16 protein-coding genes are annotated in these 18,062 nt (G+C 26.2%); 10 read left to right on the forward strand and 6 right to left on the reverse strand.

The features are described from left to right. Positions 1 to 24: 24 nt before the first annotated feature. Positions 25 to 1,749: an FUSC family protein gene (locus ACRDDY_RS05495; protein WP_438563969.1), complete on the reverse strand. Its 1,725-nt coding sequence runs from the start codon at positions 1,747 to 1,749 to the stop codon at positions 25 to 27. A gap of 148 nt (positions 1,750 to 1,897) precedes the next feature. Between ACRDDY_RS05495 and ACRDDY_RS05500 the strand changes: the two genes are divergently transcribed. Next, entirely contained in the window at positions 1,898 to 2,131 is a 234-nt protein-coding gene (locus ACRDDY_RS05500) for a TIGR04540 family protein (RefSeq protein WP_438563970.1), read from the forward strand. Positions 2,132 to 2,188: 57 nt separating this feature from the next. After that, positions 2,189 to 2,506, forward strand: coding sequence for a hypothetical protein (locus tag ACRDDY_RS05505; protein ID WP_438563971.1), 318 nt, complete (start codon positions 2,189 to 2,191; stop codon positions 2,504 to 2,506). Between the two features lie 46 nt (positions 2,507 to 2,552). Here ACRDDY_RS05505 and ACRDDY_RS05510 read toward each other — a convergent pair whose 3' ends face one another. Beyond that, complete coding sequence (locus ACRDDY_RS05510) at positions 2,553 to 3,191, reverse strand: hypothetical protein (RefSeq protein WP_438563972.1); 639 nt, start codon at positions 3,189 to 3,191, stop codon at positions 2,553 to 2,555. Between the two features lie 108 nt (positions 3,192 to 3,299). Next, on the reverse strand, positions 3,300 to 4,097 hold the full coding sequence (gene pnuC / locus ACRDDY_RS05515) for a nicotinamide riboside transporter PnuC (RefSeq protein WP_438563973.1): 798 nt from the start codon (positions 4,095 to 4,097) through the stop codon (positions 3,300 to 3,302). Positions 4,098 to 4,602: 505 nt separating this feature from the next. Between pnuC (ACRDDY_RS05515) and ACRDDY_RS05520 the strand changes: the two genes are divergently transcribed. Both ACRDDY_RS05520 and ACRDDY_RS05525 read left to right on the forward strand, forming a co-directional pair. Further along, complete coding sequence (locus ACRDDY_RS05520; protein ID WP_438563974.1) at positions 4,603 to 5,307, forward strand: radical SAM protein; 705 nt, start codon at positions 4,603 to 4,605, stop codon at positions 5,305 to 5,307. Further along, complete coding sequence (locus tag ACRDDY_RS05525) at positions 5,297 to 5,773, forward strand: QueT transporter family protein (RefSeq protein WP_438563975.1); 477 nt, start codon at positions 5,297 to 5,299, stop codon at positions 5,771 to 5,773. Before ACRDDY_RS05520 ends, ACRDDY_RS05525 begins: the two co-directional genes overlap by 11 nt. A 34-nt stretch (positions 5,774 to 5,807) precedes the next feature. Here ACRDDY_RS05525 and ACRDDY_RS05530 read toward each other — a convergent pair whose 3' ends face one another. Further along, positions 5,808 to 6,584 carry a mechanosensitive ion channel family protein gene (locus ACRDDY_RS05530; RefSeq protein ID WP_438563976.1) on the reverse strand — a complete coding sequence of 259 codons (777 nt, stop codon included), beginning with the start codon at positions 6,582 to 6,584 and terminating at the stop codon, positions 5,808 to 5,810. A gap of 176 nt (positions 6,585 to 6,760) precedes the next feature. Here ACRDDY_RS05530 and ACRDDY_RS05535 point away from each other — a divergent pair, with 176 nt between their 5' ends. The 4 genes from ACRDDY_RS05535 to pnuC (ACRDDY_RS05550) all read left to right on the forward strand — a co-directional run bounded on the left by ACRDDY_RS05535 (position 6,761) and on the right by pnuC (ACRDDY_RS05550) (position 13,332). Next, positions 6,761 to 8,035: a 2-hydroxyacyl-CoA dehydratase subunit D gene (locus ACRDDY_RS05535; RefSeq protein WP_438563977.1), complete on the forward strand. Its 1,275-nt coding sequence runs from the start codon at positions 6,761 to 6,763 to the stop codon at positions 8,033 to 8,035. Then, positions 8,035 to 9,702 (forward strand): acyl-CoA dehydratase activase, encoded by a 1,668-nt coding sequence (locus tag ACRDDY_RS05540; RefSeq protein WP_438563978.1) that lies wholly within the window; start codon positions 8,035 to 8,037, stop codon positions 9,700 to 9,702. Before ACRDDY_RS05535 ends, ACRDDY_RS05540 begins: the two co-directional genes overlap by 1 nt. Positions 9,703 to 9,808: 106 nt before the next feature. Next, positions 9,809 to 12,391, forward strand: a complete 2,583-nt coding sequence (locus ACRDDY_RS05545; protein ID WP_438563979.1) for an ATP-dependent helicase — start codon at positions 9,809 to 9,811, stop codon at positions 12,389 to 12,391. A gap of 179 nt (positions 12,392 to 12,570) precedes the next feature. After that, on the forward strand, positions 12,571 to 13,332 hold the full coding sequence (gene pnuC, locus ACRDDY_RS05550) for a nicotinamide riboside transporter PnuC (RefSeq protein WP_438563980.1): 762 nt from the start codon (positions 12,571 to 12,573) through the stop codon (positions 13,330 to 13,332). Positions 13,333 to 13,350: 18 nt separating this feature from the next. Here the strand turns inward: pnuC (ACRDDY_RS05550) and ACRDDY_RS05555 are convergent, their stop codons facing one another. Beyond that, the gene (locus tag ACRDDY_RS05555; RefSeq protein ID WP_438563981.1) at positions 13,351 to 14,988 is read right to left on the reverse strand and encodes a WG repeat-containing protein; all 1,638 of its coding nucleotides are present in this window, start codon (positions 14,986 to 14,988) and stop codon (positions 13,351 to 13,353) included. Positions 14,989 to 15,169: 181 nt separating this feature from the next. On the opposite strand from ACRDDY_RS05555, the gene ACRDDY_RS05560 reads away from it, so the two are divergent. Both ACRDDY_RS05560 and ACRDDY_RS05565 read left to right on the forward strand, forming a co-directional pair. Continuing rightward, on the forward strand, positions 15,170 to 15,520 hold the full coding sequence (locus ACRDDY_RS05560; RefSeq protein WP_438563982.1) for a hypothetical protein: 351 nt from the start codon (positions 15,170 to 15,172) through the stop codon (positions 15,518 to 15,520). An 18-nt stretch (positions 15,521 to 15,538) separates the two neighbouring features. Further along, the gene (locus ACRDDY_RS05565; RefSeq protein ID WP_438563983.1) at positions 15,539 to 15,937 is read left to right on the forward strand and encodes a hypothetical protein; all 399 of its coding nucleotides are present in this window, start codon (positions 15,539 to 15,541) and stop codon (positions 15,935 to 15,937) included. A 34-nt stretch (positions 15,938 to 15,971) separates the two neighbouring features. Here the strand turns inward: ACRDDY_RS05565 and ACRDDY_RS05570 are convergent, their stop codons facing one another. Further along, entirely contained in the window at positions 15,972 to 17,843 is a 1,872-nt protein-coding gene (locus tag ACRDDY_RS05570) for a sensor histidine kinase (RefSeq protein WP_438563984.1), read from the reverse strand. Positions 17,844 to 18,062: the final 219 nt, after the last annotated feature.

Raw genomic sequence — 18,062 nt, forward strand, 5'->3', positions numbered from 1 at the left:
GTTTAAGACTTTGATTTTTCATATTTAGATGTCTTTAATCAATGTGTTAAAGGCTAAGTTAATTGTAAAATTGTTATTTAATTCTACAATATCATCTATATATTTTGAATTTAAAATACTATTACGAAGGACTAGCTTTTCAGCATTTAATGTAGTGAGAATAATTAAATCTCTAAAGGCAATTGAATCAAAATTTGGTTTTTTTTCTTTAAAGTTTATATATTCAGTTAGAAGGGTGGTATTATATTTAAGCAATTTACCTGTTAATGTTTTAATTCCAGATTGTATATTATAAGGGAAAACAAATTTATTAAAAAGAAAAACTACTAGTATACCAATGCCTATAAAAGATATTCTTGATATAGTTATTTCTGTAAGTCCTGTTGTTAATGAAGCCATAGAAATTGAAGCTATGGATGTGAAAATAGAAAGTTTATAGTATTCCTTAAATCCATATGTAAAATAAAGAGCAACTATTAAGGCGGCTATTGCAACATTTGGATCTTTAGTAATATGAAGAAGTGTTATTATTGTTGTAACTCCAATTAGATTTCCTATAATTCTTTCTTTAGCTTTAGATAAGGTTTCTTCATAGTAAGGCTGCATTACTGACATAATGGTTATAGCTACCCAAATAAATTTATAAAGAGAAATTATATGTCCTAAAAAAACTGTTAAAGTAAGTGCTATAGATATTCTTAATGCAAATCTTACTTTGATAGAATTAAAGGTTAAATGTTCTCTATTAAAACTAAAAGGACTTTTAATTTTAGGAATATGCCAAGATTCATAGGGTTTATTTATTTCACTAGCTTTAAGTTTAGTCAATCTATAAATAGAAGCAGAGAGACAGTGAATTATTTCTATAAGAGTTTTAAATTCATCTTCATTAGAATTTAATGAAACAAAAGAGCGAAGTGAAAATATTACTTCATCTATATTGTTACTAGTCTTTAGTATTTCTAGGCTATGATCTATAGCATGTTTTAAATATAAAATGGTTTTATTATTTTTTAAATCTTTTTTAGAGGCTAAATTATTAAGATGTATATTAAGTCTCTCTAAGGAAAGAAATAAATCAAATTCAATTTTCCCAATATGAGTAACTAAATAATTTCTATAGCGAGTAACATAGATTTTATAGCAAAGAGCTCTCATTGATTTTGAAAAACTTTTATAACCTTTTTTAAAGTCTTCACCTTTTAAAAGTGAATCTAAATTTTGACTTAAAATAGAAAATGGCATATAAATATCTTCTTTAATAAGGGATTTATATGTTTTTCTAGAAGTTATAAAGGTTAAAATAATTACAAATAATACCCCAAATATAATAGATTCAATTCTAGTTATAAAATCAGGAAAATCTGTAGGAGAAAAACTTGTAAAAACAAAAAGCATCATAAAAGGTTTATAAATTTTAGGATTAAATCTAGCAGTAAGAAAATAGGCAATTAAAAAAACAGTTATAAAATTAATTAAAACTCCAGTGTAAGGATTTAATGAAGCTAAATAAGCTAATGTAACTATACTAGTATTAAAAAAAAGAAGTTTTATTGTTTTTCTTAGAGTTTTAACGTGAATATCTTCAAATGCAAGGGAAATTGCAGTTAATGCAATTGGAAAGGCAAGCATTCCATTTTCAATTCCAAATGAAAAGATTATAGTTATCATTGAAACAGTAGCTATAGTACCGTATTTAAGCATGTTTTTCATATTAAGATTTGAGTGAATAATAAGTTTTTTTATCATAAAGTTTACTCCTAAATTAAATAATTATATGAAATAGTTTAAGCTAAATGAAAAAAAATATTCTTTTGAATAAATATTTGTATAAAATACTCTAAGAATATATAATATACATATGTAAAAAAAATTTTTATACAAAAGGAGTTTAGAAATGAAATCAGTTTATAAAAACCCAAAAGAATTAGCGAGCTGTTTAAAGGATTTAGTAGATCTATATTTAGATAACTTAATGACAGAAGAAAAGTTAAAGCTTAGAGTAGTTAAAATGATAGAAGCAAATGGAGATGCTATTTATGATAAAGAAGGGCGTATGCCAGTAAAACTTCAAACAGTATTAGGTGAAGAAAGAAAAGAGATAATAGATAGAATAAATGCTGAGAAGTAATACATAGAGAGAGTCTAAAATATATTAGACTCTCTTATATTTTAAGGAGATGATTTTTTGAAAAGAAAAGAAATAGAAGAAAAATATAATCTTTATTTAAAGATGGTTGTTTCAATGGGGCAGTTTGATACTTATAATAGATTTTTTAATATATATAGTGACTACGAAGAAGCATGTAGAAGGATTTTAGTTTTAACACCATATAGGGAATTAGAAGAAGTAAATGAATTTGATAAAGAGAAAAAGATAGAAGAGCCTATTTTCTATGAAGGGAATCTTTGGCTTAAAGAATATGAAATTCTTCAAAATCCAGAAAAAATCAATTTAGATGAAATAGATATAGATGAAAATATTATAAAGGATTTTATAAAGTAAAAATAAAGGATATTCAACTTTTTAATTAAGTTGAATATCCTGTATTTTAATTAGTTTTAAGCCAGTCCCAAAATTTTAAAGTGGCAGTAAACTTTATATTTAAATTATCATTAGAAGTAGTCATTGATTGAACATCTAAATTTTTAATGGAAGGGAAGCTTAGAATGATATTTCCTTCAGATTTATCAAACTGGAAAATATTATTATTTTGAGCATTTTGGAATAATAAATTTTGTGGAATACTAATAAATCCAATATTTCCAGAGTCATAATGTAAAATACCTTTTCCATTTATAGCTGTACAATTAAAGAGTAAATGAGCTTGAACAGGGATACTTTTATAAAGTATATTAACGTAAAGCTCTATTTTATTATTATCATCAATTTTTACTTGAAGACCTTGAACATATTGTGAAAGCTTAGGACTTTCTTGGACAACAGCTATAAATAATTCAGTCAATTCTTCACTAGTAAAATTAGTATCAGAAGTGGCTGAAATTTGAGATAAGGAAAGATTAATATCATTAGGTAAAAATTTTTTAGTTAAATTCCATTCTGTTAATGAGACTACAGAATTTGAACTTGTAACAGGTACTTTTGGCTTAAATGAAAATTCATAAACTGCAAAAGCACCTAATATAACTACTAAAATAAAAATAATTATTCCGATTACAACTTTTTTCATTTTCTCACATCCTTTGTTTTTAAAATTAGTATACTACTAGTTTTAAATGTAAGTCTATTAAATTTAATAAAAAAAGATACTTATCTAATATAGATAAGTATCTTTTTTTTAAAGAGCTGCTTCGATAGCTTTCTCTTTTCGTTCTATTTTTTTCCATACGACCAATCCGTATATAGCATTTACTGTAAATTGAACCCACATTAAAGCTCCAGATAAAGCTGCTAGTGAGAATACAGGTGCTGCAAGTAAAGAGTGAAGGTATAAGAATATTCCTACTGCATCTGATAAAATCCAGAAGTACCAAGTCTCTTTAAATCTTTGAGTTGAAATTATTACAGCACAAATAGTTACGGTAGCTGTAAATGAATCAATCATATACGATGTATCATAAGGAATTTTAATTCCAAATAAATCAAATAAAATATTTGGTAAGTGATGTACAAATTGTGAGTAACATACCCAAACTACAATTATAAATATTACAATTCCTATCCATTGTTTTGCACTTAAACTTCTAATTTCAATAGTAGAGCTTGAAGAATCTTTCTTTTGTGCTTCAGCTGTACTTTTTTTCCATGCAAAGAACCCATAAATGTTCATAGGAAGCATGTATAATGTATAAAGAATAACCTCAGCATACATGTGTCTAGAAAGAGAAACAAAAATATAGAATACTGTATTTGCAACTCCCCAAGCATAAGCAGCAGCTTCAGCACGAGCTGTATAAATGGCTGCAAATAGACCTGTTAATGTTGAGATTAATCCTGCGATAGCAAGTAGTGATAAACTTTGGCTTAAAGTACCACCTGTATAAAGGGGACTAAAGAAAAAGATTATGTTAACCACAAAAAAGAATACAAAGTATATTTTGTGGAAGGTTGAAAACTTTTTAAATGCGTTAATCATATAATACCTCCTGAGATATATTGTGATAATATATCAATTTTATGACCTTATTTTATAGTGAATTTATATATAAAACAATGTAATTAAACCCCAAAAAAGAAATTAAAAGACAAGTAGAGTATGTTATAAGTTTAAAAGTGAATAAAAAATGAATGGAAAATGTGAGAAAAGATTTACATAAGCACAGTTTCCCAAATAAAAGTATATATTATACATGATTAAGTTAAAAAAATGTAAATAAAATTAAAAAAAATAAAATTGTAAAAGATTACATAAAAACAATGAAAATGTTTACTTATGAGAAAAAAATATATATGAAGATAAAAGTATATCATAAATGAAATGAGGTATACTTAAAATGAAACTTGATTTTAATAGATATTAGCTTGTATAATAGGAAAGTAAAAAAATAGACAGTTCGAAAGCCTCCTGTCTATAAAGAAAACTAAGGCATTTTAAACGAAAGTTTAATTTGTTGCCTTTAATTAAGGAGATGAATTTTTTTATGCAAAGATATAGTAAGATATCTGGGAAGAATCCAAGAGAGATGGTAATGCTTAAAGGTTTTCCATGTAAATGGGGAAGATGTACTTTTTGTGATTATATTGAGGATAATTCTAAAGACGAAGAGGAAATTGTTAAGTTTAACAAAGAAGTACTTAAAAATGTAACTGGAGAATATAAAGTCTTAGATGTTATAAACTCGGGTAGCATATTTGAAGTACCAGATGAGAGCCTTAAAGATATTAAGGAAATTATTTTAGAAAAAGGAATTGAAAAATTATTTGTTGAATGTCATTGGATTTATAAAAATAGACTTCAAGAAATGAGAGATTTCTTTGGAATTGAAATTATTTTTAGATGTGGAATAGAAACATTTGATAATGATTTTAGAATGAATTTCTTTAATAAAGGGGCAAATTTTAAAGAATATACTGAAGTAAACAAGTATTTTGATTCTATCTGTCTGTTAGTTGGTGTAAAAGGCCAAACTAAAGAAATGATTAAAAGAGATGTTGAAATAGTAGAAAAATATTTTAAGCTTGGATGTATAAATGTATATGTTGAAAATACAACAAACTTAAAAAGAGATGAAGAACTTGTAAAATGGTTTGAGGAAAATTACAGATATTTAGAAAATAATCCTAAAATTGAAGTGTTATTCCATAATACGGATTTAGGTGTAGGGAGTGAAGATAATGAGGGATAGTAGAGTACTTCTTATAACAAAACTTGCTATTGTTTGTGCATTATATGCTGGACTTACAATAGGACTTGCACCAATTGGGTATGGAATTTTTCAAATAAGATTATCAGAAGTTTTAGTTCTTTTAGCATTCTTTGATAGAAGATATGTAATAAGTTTAACACTAGGTTGTCTTATTGCAAATTTAATGAGTCCATTTGGAGCAGCAGATATTATATTTGGAACACTTGGGACTCTTTGTTCAACATATCTAGCAAGCAAAAGTAAGAATATGTTTATTGCAAGTTTATGGCCAACAATATTTTGTTTACCAGTAGTATGGTTTTTACATATATTCGCAAGCTTGCCATTTTGGATCAGTCTTTTTGGATTCTGTTTAGGAGAATTTATTGCTGTTACTGTAATTGGATATCCACTTTATAGAATGCTTGTAAAAAGAAAGAAATTTTTAGAAATTATAAAATTATAATACATAAAGGCAAGACTTTAAGTCTTGCCTATTTTTATGAAAAATTTCCACTATCAAAGGCTTTAGAAATATTATCTAAAAGATTATTTCTAAGTTTAGAATAATCTTCTGAATTACACCAAACTCTTATGCCGTAGGTAGTAGTAGCACCTTCTTGAGATATAACTCCATAAAAGATAGGATAGTCATTGGATATTTCATTAGAAGATAGAATGATAGTATTTAGAATACCTTTAATTTTCTCAGTATTTTGAGTTGAAGAGATAGGGATATCTAAATCAACACGTCTAACATTCTTAGTTGATAAATTTGTTATGCTAGAATCCGAAAGCTTTCCATTAGGGGCATAAATTACTTTATTATCTGCTGTTATTATATATGTATAAAAGAGTGTAATATTCTCAACTTGACCATTACCTTCTGATGTTCTTATAATATCTCCAATTTTAAATGGTCTAAAAAGTAATATAACAACACCGCCAGCTAAGTTAGAAAGACTTCCTTTTAAAGAAAGACCAATTGCTAAAACACATGCACCTAAAAGGGCTGCAAGTGTAGCATCTGAAATTCCAATATAACTTAAAAGAACAATAATAAGAATTATTTTAAGTGCAATTTTAGAAGCATGGCTTAAATAACTATTAACTGTTCCATCGATATCATGTTTATCTAAAACTTTAAATTGTATTTTTGAAATTTTCTTAATGATTTTAAATCCAATCCATAAAAGAATAAGTGCAATAATTATTTTTAACAAATGGGATGCAAAGTTACTAGCAGCTGCTGCTGATAATATGAAAATCTGATTCATAAAAAAACCTCCTCTTCATGAAATAGTATTCCAAAAGAGAGAACATATATACATTAAGGAATATTTTCAAATTATTAATTATATAGCTACAAAAAATCAAAATTAAGGAAGAAGTTTTAATGTATAATAAAAAACACCTTAATAAAGAGGGAAAATAAGAAAATAGGGGTAGATTTATGGATATTATAAAAGTCTATAGTGATATGATAAAAAATAGAATAGAAAAACCAGAAAAGTTTAGAAAGATGCTTAAAGTTGGATACAACGTTGAATATTTAAGACTAAAGCTTGTAGGAGAAAAGGATATTCCAAAGTCGCTTAATTATCTTTCTGAACTTTGTATGAAATTCACTTTGAATCCATTAAAAGAACCAGATAAGACAGTTTTTATAAATGTATTTGTTCCAGGTGCATTTCTACATGCGTTTGACATGCATCCACAACTTATAGAAGCATTTTCATCATATATATCAGGAACAAGATGTGAGGATATATTAATAGATGTAGCAGAAAGTAACGGGATATCAGATAGCTTATGCTCTTATCATAAAACATTTATTGGAGGAGCTATCTCAAAGGTTTTAGAAAAGCCAAGGTTTGCTATAACAACATCTACAGCTTGTGATGGGAATGTAAATACATTTAAGCTTGTATCAAGTATATATGGAATAGATTCCTTTGTTTTAGATATACCTTATGAATGTTCAGAAGAAGGTATAGACTATGTAGAAAATCAACTTTATGAAATGGTAAGTTTTATGGAAGAACAGTTAGGGAAGAAACTTGATAATGAAAAGTTAAAGGAAGTAGTAAAGAGAGAAAATGAATGTTTAAGATTATATAAGGAATATTTAAAATTACTTGGAGAAAAATACTTTCCAAATACATTAACACTTGAGATGTTTAAAGTTTTTGTTACTCATCCATTTATAGGGAGAGAGGATACATTAAAATTTTATAAAATGCTTTTAGAAGATATTAAAGAGTATCCGTATAAAGAACCAAAGAAAAAAATATTATGGGCTCATTTACTTCCTTTTTATAGTGATTCTTTAGGAGAATACTTAGATAAGAATGAAGATTATCAACTTTTAATGTCTGATATGAATGCTGACTCATTAGAAGAAGTAGATGAGGATAATATTTATAGAAGTATAGCAAAGAAGCTTATTTTAAATACATATAATGGACCTTATGAAAGACGGGGAAACAATATTTTAAAATTAGCTAAAGATTTAAAGGCTGATGGAGTAGTTAACTTTTGTCATTTTGGGTGTAAGCAATCTAGTGGTGGTTCATTAATTTTAAAAGATATATTAGATAAAAATAATATTCCAATGCTTAGTTTAGATGGTGATGCTGTAGATAGAAGAAATAGTCAAGAAGGTCAAAATAAAACAAGACTAGAAGCTTTTATTGAAATGTTAGAAAGTAAGGGGGCTAGAAGGTAATGATAGGATGTATGTGTAAGTATAGTCCTTTTGGAGTGTTTGAAGGATTTAAGGAAACAGGAAAAATAATAAATAGTGATATAGATGGGTTTAGTAAGTCAGAAACTCTTTTGCATCCTACAATGTGTTCTTATAGTAAAGTTTTATTAGATACTTTAGTTTTAAAAGATATAAAGGAAGTATTTTTAGTAAATTGTTGTGACTCTATAAGAAGATTAAAAGATACATTAGAAAAAATGGAAGAAATAGATTTTGTTTATATGATGGATTTACCTAGAAAAAATAGTTGTTGTTCTAAAGATATGCTAAAAAAAGAAATATTAAAATTTATAGAAACTTATGAAAAATATAAGGGGATAAAATTTAGTATTGAAGCTTTTAATAAAGGATTATATAAATATCAAAATCCAAAGAGAGAAGATAAGAAAGATTATATAATGCTTCTTGGTGCAAAGGCGTCTTTAGATTTGATTCATAAAATAGAAGATAATTTAGATTATCCTTTAATAAATGAAACTTGTTCTAAAGAGCATTATGTAGATAATATAAGAATTTTTGATAATATAGAAGATATTGCAGCATATTACGCAGATCAAATTTTAAGTAGAACTCCATGTATGAGAATGGCTGATACAACTAATAGAAGAAAGTTAATAGAAGATCCTAATTTAAAAGGAATAATTTATCATACAGTTAAGTTTTGTGATCATTATTCATTTGAGTATATGGGACTTAATAAAGGAAATATCCCAATAATAAAAATAGAGTCAGATTTAACAAATCAAAGTAATGGGCAAATAAAGACTAGAATAGAAGCCTTTAATGAGCAGTTAAATGGAGGAAGGTTTAAAATGAAAGCTATAGAAAATAAAGATAAAATTTATACTATGGGGATAGATAGTGGGTCTACTTCAACAAATGTAATTATATTAGATAAAGATAAAAATGTTTTAAGTAGTGTAATAGTTAGAACTGGAGCACGTGCTATGGATTCGGCAAATAAAGCTTTTGAAGAGGCATTAAAAGAAGCAAATCTTAAAAAAGAGGATTTATCTTTAATAGTTGGAACAGGGTATGGAAGGTATAATATTGAGTTTGTAGATGAAAATGTAACAGAAATAACTTGCCATGGAAAAGGGGCACATTTTTTTAATTCGGATGTAAGAACTATTATAGATATTGGTGGTCAAGATAGTAAGGCAATATCTATTGATGAAAATGGAAATGTAAAAAGCTTTGTAATGAATGATAAATGTGCTGCAGGGACAGGAAGATTTTTAGAGATGATAGCAAAAACGTTAGAGATTGACTTAAAGGAAATGTCAAAGGAAGGTTTAAGCTTTAATGAAGATATTACAATAACAAGTGTATGTTCAGTTTTTGCAGAATCAGAAGTTGTATCTCTAATTGCAGATAATAAAGAAAGACGTGATATAATTCATGGAGTAAATAAATCAATAGCAACTAAAACAGTAGCATTAGTAGATAGAGTTGGAAAGAATGAAAAGTATATGATGACAGGTGGAGTTGCTAAAAATGAGGGAGTTATAAAAGAGATAGAAGGAAAGTTAAATTCTAAATTATTTATAGCAAAAGAGCCTCAAATTTGCGGAGCTTTAGGAGCTGCTTTAATTGGTCTTGAGAAAATATTAGAAAATTTAAAATAGAGATATAAAATACAGGCAATAAAAATGTCTGTATTTTTTTCTTTCATAAAAATATAAAATTAGATTAAAATAAGAGTATACAAGGAAAATAGTGGAGGAAAAAAATATGGGTTTTAATGAAAATCAATTAAGAGTAATTAATGAATTAGATAAAAATATATATTTAACAGCACCAGCAGGAACTGGTAAAACAATGGTTCTTTCAGAAAGAATAAAAAAGATGCTTGATTTAGGAATAGATGGTAAAAATATTTTATGCATTACCTTTACAAACAAAGCATGTGCTGAGCTAAAGGAAAGAGTTTTAGATAGAACAAAAGGAAAGGGAAAGAATATTACAGTAAAAACCTTTCATAGCTTTTGTCTTTCTATAATAAAAGAACATGCTAAAAAGAAAACAGATATTTTTAGTGACTTTTTAGTGTTTGATAAAGATGATTGTGTAGAACTTGTAAAGAGAATTTCTATATGGAAAGATTTAAATAAAAATGTAGTTGAGTTAAATTCAGAGAGACTTTATAAGTGTATAGAGCTTATAAAGAAAATAAGAATAGAGAAAAACTTTATAACTGATGACAGTAAAAATGATTTAAAAAAGATTATAGAACTTATAAAAAAAGATATAAATTTAAAAAGAGATTTAGAAAAAGCAATAGAGTATAGAGATGGGTATAGTATAGAATATGATCAAACTTTAAGGCAGATGATTTTAGAAAAAGGGCATGAAATTGTATTTATGTATAATAATGTTTTAATAAACAATAGGGCATTAGATTTTAATGATTTATTATTAAATGCTAAGTTGCTTTTTGATAATAAAGATATTGTAGAAAATTATAGAAAGAAATTTAAGTATATTTCTATAGATGAAATGCAAGATACAGGAATATTTGAGTATAAGATTGTAAAAAAACTTTTCTATGGAAATAACGTACTTTTATGTGGTGATTTTTTTCAAAGTATTTATGGGTTCAGAGGTGCAAAACCAAAGGAAATATTAAAAGATTTTGAAAGTTTTAATCCAATTAAAATTTCTTTCCATGAGAATTATAGGTCTACAAATGAGATAAATAAAAGAAGTACTAATTTTTTGAAGAATTTATTCAATGAAGAATATGAAAAGACGTATACAGAAGGATTAAAATCCAATTCAAATGAAGAGGGTGAATCTTTAAAATTTATAGGTTCAAGAAATATTGAAGAAGAAGCAAAAAATATAATTAAAAGATGTATAGAGATAAAAAATAATGGTGGAAATTTAAGAAGTACATGTATTTTAGCTAGAACTAATACTTATAATATAAGATTAAGTGAAAAAATAAAAAGCTTCAATTTAAATTTAGGATTTGAATTTTCACTAGTTGATGAATTTAGTTTTTTTAAGAGAGCAGAAATAAAAGATATAGTAGCATTTTTAAAAGTAATAATAAATGAAAATGATACAGTAAGTTTAGAAAGGGTTTTAAAAAGATTAAACACAAATATATCAAGTGAAACACTTAAAAAAGTTTCTGATGGAAGACATAGAAAGTTTAGAGTAAAGCTTAATGATTACTTAAGCAATTATAGTGAGTTTGGAGAGTATTATACACTCCTTATTGAAGCTTTTGATAGAGGAGAGATAATAGTATTTGACGTTGAAAGTACAGGAGTAGATGTAACAGAAGATGAAATAATTCAAATTGCAGCTATAAGATTAGATAAGAATGGAAAAGAAATAGAAATTTTTGAAAGGTTTATAAAGCCTTCTAAAAGCGTAGGAACATCAGCATATATTCATGGATTTACAGATGAAGAGCTAGATATGAAAGGTGAGGCTAAAGAAGTAGTTTTTAAAGATTTTTTAAAATTTATTGAAGGGAAAGTAGTTGTAGGGCACAATGTAAACTATGATATTAGTATATTAAGTAGTGAGTTGAGTAGACTAAATATGGAAAAAATTCTTGTAAAAGGTGTTTATGATACTTTAGAAATATATAGAAGATTTCATGGAGGATTAAAAAATCATAAATTAGAATACTTAAGTCAAGTTTTTGAAGTTAAGAATAAGCCAACCCATGATGCTTTAGATGATATACGTGCAACGGGAGAGATTTTAACTAAGGAGATAAATAAAAGAATTAAGGGTGAGAGAAAAGAGAGAGAAGTTTTAATAAGAGAAAGTTTCAATAAATTTAATAAAATGAGAGAGAAACTTATAAGAATAAAAGAAAAGAGTTATGAACTTAGAAGTTATGAGATGATAGAATATTTATTAAAAGAATTTAATTTTTTTGGAAGTTATAGTTTAGAAGAAAAAGGGATAAAAGAGAAAAATGTGAAGAAGTTAATAGAAATATTAAAAATAACTGATGAAAAAGAGAAAGGAAATAGAGATTCAATAATAGAGAGTGTAAATTTAACAAGTCTTTCAAACGGAGAGCTTGAAGAAGTGATGGTAAGTAGAAGTGGTATTATAAGAATTCCTATAATAACAGTTCATCAAGCAAAGGGACTAGAATATGAAAATGTACTTATAGGTGGGTTAAATGAAGGGGGATTCCCTATTAAGACGGCTGACTATAAAGAGGAAGGAAGAATATTTTATGTAGCTCTTACAAGAGCTAAAAAGACATTAACATTTTTTTATTCTGAATTTAATCCATGGGGAAAAAGAGAAGAAAAGAGTTCATTTTTAGATTTTTTATAGAGAAAAACTATATGAGTAAATAATAAATATTAAAAATTAAATATAAATAAAAAAGAAACTTTTCATAAAGCCTATTGAGTAAAGGAGAAAAAGAATATAGAATCATATCTAATGTAATGAAGCTTCATAATTAAAAAAACTAAAACTAAATTAAAAAAGAAAGATAGAGTGATTAACAAATGAAATTTTTTAAAGAGTTTTCTCCTTTTCAAAAAGGATTTTTCGTAGTATTTTTAGTAGCAAGTATAATAGCCTTTTTTATTCCTATAATAACAGGGACAGGAACATGGGCACAAACATTTGAGTTTGCAAGTATAATTGGAATTATATCAACAATATCAGGGATTTTTACAGCAATTTATCAAGCGAAAGCTAGTATAAAATGCTATTTTTGGTGGACACTTAATACTATAACTTATGCAGTAGTAGCATGGTATAGTCAACTTTATGGACAAGTAATTCAAAATATAGTATTTATTTTACCACTTATAGTAGTTGGATTTATTGACTGGAGAAAGAATTTAAGTCAAGGGAATGGTGAAGAAATTGAAATAAAAAGATTTAAGGCGAAGCATTGGATTCTTACAGTTATTTTTATAATTGTAGGATGGTTCTTATATGGATGGTTCTTAAAATCATTACCGGATTTATTATCACATATAGGTCTTACATTAGCACCAGATAAGGAATACATATTAGACTCATTAACAACAGTATTTACTATTTATGCAGTATTCTTAACATCACAAAGATATATGGAGCAATGGTATTTCTGGATTTTATCAAATTTAGGAATAGTATTATTTATAGAATCAATGATTAGAACAGGGTTCTCAGTAAGTGATTTTTCAGGAGCATTAACATGGCTTCAATATGGAATAATTGCATTTTATGGATTCTATAATTGGAATAAACTTTACAAAAATAGAAAAAGAGCATAAGGAAGAGGCTAGAAAGTTTTACTTTCCAGCCTCTTTTAAATTAGATAAAGAAATTTGTTGTCCATTAAAATTATAAGCAGTAATTGAACGTGTAGCTTCCTGTTTTGGACCTGAAGATTCCATTCTATTAACACCTGGTGCAACCTTTTGAACATAAATTATTTTATCAGGTGTAATGTTGATACTTAATATACGGACAGGATTAAATGAAAGAATAACCTGACCATTAGTATTTAAAACATCATATCTAGTTTCAGATTTACATAAGAATAAACCATTTTCAAATTTAATTGAGTTATATCCGTTATAACTTAAGATTCCTTTATTCTCTTCATAAAGATAAAGACTATTTGCATATTTTGAAGTGGCTACACTTTTATATGCACCAAAATAACCTTTAGGTGTAACAGTACCGTTAGTTAAAGGTTCTAAATAAAATTTTGAACTAGTAGTTTTTTTAGTTCCAAGATCATAAAGAAATACCTGATTGCTAGGTGTTTCATAAAGTACAGTTTGATCTGAAATAGTTTCAATAACTCCAGGAACACTACCTAAAATTTTCCCTTTTGAATCTATAATATAAGATGCATTATTTTTATAACAAGCATAATAGTTTCCATTTTGGAAAGATTCAATAGCATAAGCATATCCAGGAATAACTGAATACTCAGGATCAATTAAAAAGTCGCCAGTTTTATCAATTAGACCGAAGTAACCATTTTTTTGAACAATTGCATAGTCCCCATTAAAGTTATAAGCAGATTGAAAAATAAATGGAATTATAGTACTGTCATTTGAATCAATGTAACCATACTTTAAAACACCACCAGATATTTTAGAAGCTAAAAATGGACTTTCTGATGCTTCCTTTTGAATAGATGTATATTTAAAGTCTGATTTAAAATCCTTATTACTAATATTGTATACAGCAAAAAGGTTTGATTTGTTAGAAACAGCAAAAGTATTTTGATATATACCATGAATATTAGTATATTCTATAGGTAATGCAACGTCTCCATTAAAATCTAATAGTCCATATAGTCCTTGATTATTTTGAACAACAATTCCATTATCTTGAATAGAAATTGAAGCATACTCGCTAGATGAAGCTAAAATCTTCCCATTTATATTAGCAATTGATTCATTACTTAATGGATTTAAAATTAAAAAGTTATTTTTTAGTGATAATGAATTATATTGAATTGGAACAATAACGTTATTAGAGAAATTTAAAACTCCAAAGAGACCACTTTTATTAGAAACCTTTAAAAGTTTATCTTTAAGACTCAATACGGAAACATTAGTATAACTACTTGGAAGTGTATCTAAAATTGTTCCCTCATTATTTAAAATTACTGTATCGTTATTTTGAGTGGTTCCTACAAAATAATACTCACCATCTAATTCGTGAGATAGGAGTGTTTTATATTCTGGAGTAATTATCACATTACGCTTAGTATCAATAGCACCATAAAGCCCCGAATTTGCATTTTGAAAAACAAGAGGAGTTAAGGGTGGGGGAGATACTTTTTTTTCTGTAGGGTTGCCAATAAATATTATAATGGCACATAATAGAAGAATTATTACTACAGCTAGAATTCCTTTAGCTTTTTTATTATTTAAAGGTGAAATAATATTCTTTAATTTGTCATTCATGAATTTCCTCCGAAAATTTTCTTTAAGTTTTATATCTAATTATGATTATAAAGGGTAAGGAGTTTTTAAATATGAAGAAAGAGAGACAAAAATGATAAAAAATTATGAATAAGGTGAAGAGCGTATTAAAAAGATTAAAAATATAGTAAAATAATCTTATGTTTATAGGGAGGAAATAGAAATGGAGTATAAATTTAAAAAAATTAATGTAGAACCTGTTTTTCAAGTTAATGTTATTAGTATAGTTGAAAAACCTAAATTAGAAAATATTGATTTATTAAATGAAATATTAGAGAAGAATAAAATTGATGTTATTAAAGAAAGTGAAGATGACTTTATAGAAAGAGAGCATTTCTTTAATAAAATGAGTTTTATTATATTAATGCTAATTATTTGTCCACCAGCAGGAATTGCACTTTTATTTGCCTATGGGAAATTTAAAGTAAGATGGAAAATATTAATTACAGTTTTTGTGATAGTAGTTGATATAATATTATTAAGCCTTTTAGTTTATTATTTAAAGGCAAAATAAAATATAAGGAATTTAGATATGGATGAAGAAAAAGATTTAGATTTAAAAAAAGATGCCGGAGATGGAGCAAAAGTTCCTGTTGATTTAGAAAAAAATATGAAAACTTTAGAAAAATATTTAGGAGTCAGTACTGAAGATAGTAGACGTCCGACTTATTTTGCATTTGGAGGACTTTTTTTAATATTAATAGGATTATTATTTAGAGTATTTATTTTTATAGGAATTTTTCTAGAGGTTATAGCATTATTTTTAATTATGAAAAAAGCTTATTGGATAGCTTATAAGTGGAATAGAAGTATTGTTATGTATTTAAAAGATGATAGTAAAGAGAGTTTAGAATATTTAGAAAAACTTCCAGATGAGGAAAAAGAAAAAGAAGCTTATAAGAAAATGAAGAAGCTTTTGGAAGAATCATAAAAAATGCCTTTCAACTAAATTTGAAAGGCATTTTTTAATGATCAGAAAATTCTATTTCAGTCAAATCATTTATTCTAGAGTTATCTAAAGATGATATTGTAGGAGATTTGCTTTCTATAATAGGTAAGTATATAGTGAAGGTAGAGCCAATTCCAACAGTGCTTCTAACTTCAATAGAGCCACCATGCTGTTCTATTATAGATTTGCATAGGGAAAGCCCAATTCCGCTTCCCTCACTTTTATTTAATGAATGATTAGAAGCTTGTACAAACCTATCAAAAATATTTTTTTGATCTTCTTCTGAAATTCCAAGTCCAGTATCAGAAAATTGTATACATATTGTAGACTTATTAAGAAGAGAAACAAAAATAGAAATAAGTCCACCTGTAGGAGTAAATTTTAGAGAGTTAGAAATAAGGTTTAGAGAAACACGTTCAAGTTTATCTTTATCTACTAATGTGTAAATTTCTTCAAAATCAGTATCAAAAGTGATTGAGATATTCTTTTTTTCAGCATAAGCTACTGTAGAAAGAGAAATGTCTTCAATAATTTCTACAATATTATAAGATTGTTTATCTAAAGAAAAGTATCCTGCATCAATTCGTGTAGTATCAATAATATTATTAATTAATTTTAGAAGTCTAAACGAGTTTTTCTTTAAATAATTAAATTTTTCTAAGCTATTATCTGTTTTAAAAATAACTTCTCCATTTTTAACATAAATATCAAAAAGACTAATAGTACTAATTATTATGTTAAGAGGAGTCCTAAGTTCATGAGAAATATTAGCAATAAAATTTGTTTTTAATCTATCAAGTTTAATTCTTTCTTTAAATGAACGCCTAAAAAGTAAATATTTAAAAAGGAAAAGAGTTAGTATAAAAAACAATATGATAAGTGCAGATTTAAAACGATTAACTTTCTTTTCACCAGATAAGGTAATATTTTCTTTAAATGAATATGTTTTTATAGAAATAGTATCTGTATTTTTTAGATTATACTTGTTTAAGTCTTCATTAATATAAAAATCAGCTCTATTATTAGGATTAAGTGGAGTATAAGTTAATTTTGGAATTAAATTATGTTCTAATAGCAATGTATCTGCGATTTTATGGCCAACGAAAATACCACTATAATTAAAAGAGCCGATATTAAAACGAGTTCCAAATTCTTTAAATCCACCATAGATTGGAATGTCAGTAAATCTGGCTAACTTTTCAACAGAGCCAAAAGGGGTTATTTGTCTTTTAAAGCCATTCTCACTTGCATTTTCATATAAAGGTGAAAAAATAATAATAATAGCATCATTAGTGTCTATATTATTAACTGTTTTTGAATATTCATCTGCTAAAACAATATTGTAATTTATATTAGGAGTTTTTTTTATATAATTCTGAATGTAAGGATAGAAATTAGAATGAGCAAATTGTTTATCTATAACTATATTTATTGTGTTAGGATTATGTGTTTCTAGAAGATAATTAAATTTTTTTTCAAAATCAAAATTAAGAAAAAAAGTTTTTATATTTGAAGGAAATCTAAAAGTATCCTCTCTAAAGCCTAAAAGATAAATTTTCATATTTGTTAAAAATTTAGAAGAAAAATTTTTAATTAAGTTGTAAGACTTTTCACCTAAAGAAATAATAGACATAGAATTATTTTTATTAGCAATATAGTTGATATGCTCTATTTCTTTTACATCATTAGGGTCATTTACAGTATAAGTAATAACGTTTATATTATGTTCTGCAAGTTGTGTTTTAACACCTTCAAAGAGTCTTGCAGAAAACTCAGAGTCATGAAGTGGATTTAACACTAAAACATTTTTTTGTGTAGTAGCATAAGTATCATTAGGAAAGATTAAAATTCCTAATAAAATAATAATAAATAATTTAAAGTATCTCATAAATCAAACCTCGACAAATAAAAGTAAATTATAACTTTATTTTACATTAACTTCTATTAAATGGAAAGATATAAATTTAAAAAAGATATAATATTTGTATAAAATAAGATATAGATTATAATAGAATATAAGAGAAAAAATCTAGTATAGAGATTGGAAGGAAAAAAATATGAGTAAAATAGTAGTTTTAGCAGAAAAACCGTCAGTAGGTAGAGATAT

It is taken from the genome of Clostridium sp., assembly GCF_051656525.1.
Taxonomy (GTDB): domain Bacteria; phylum Bacillota; class Clostridia; order Clostridiales; family Clostridiaceae; genus Clostridium.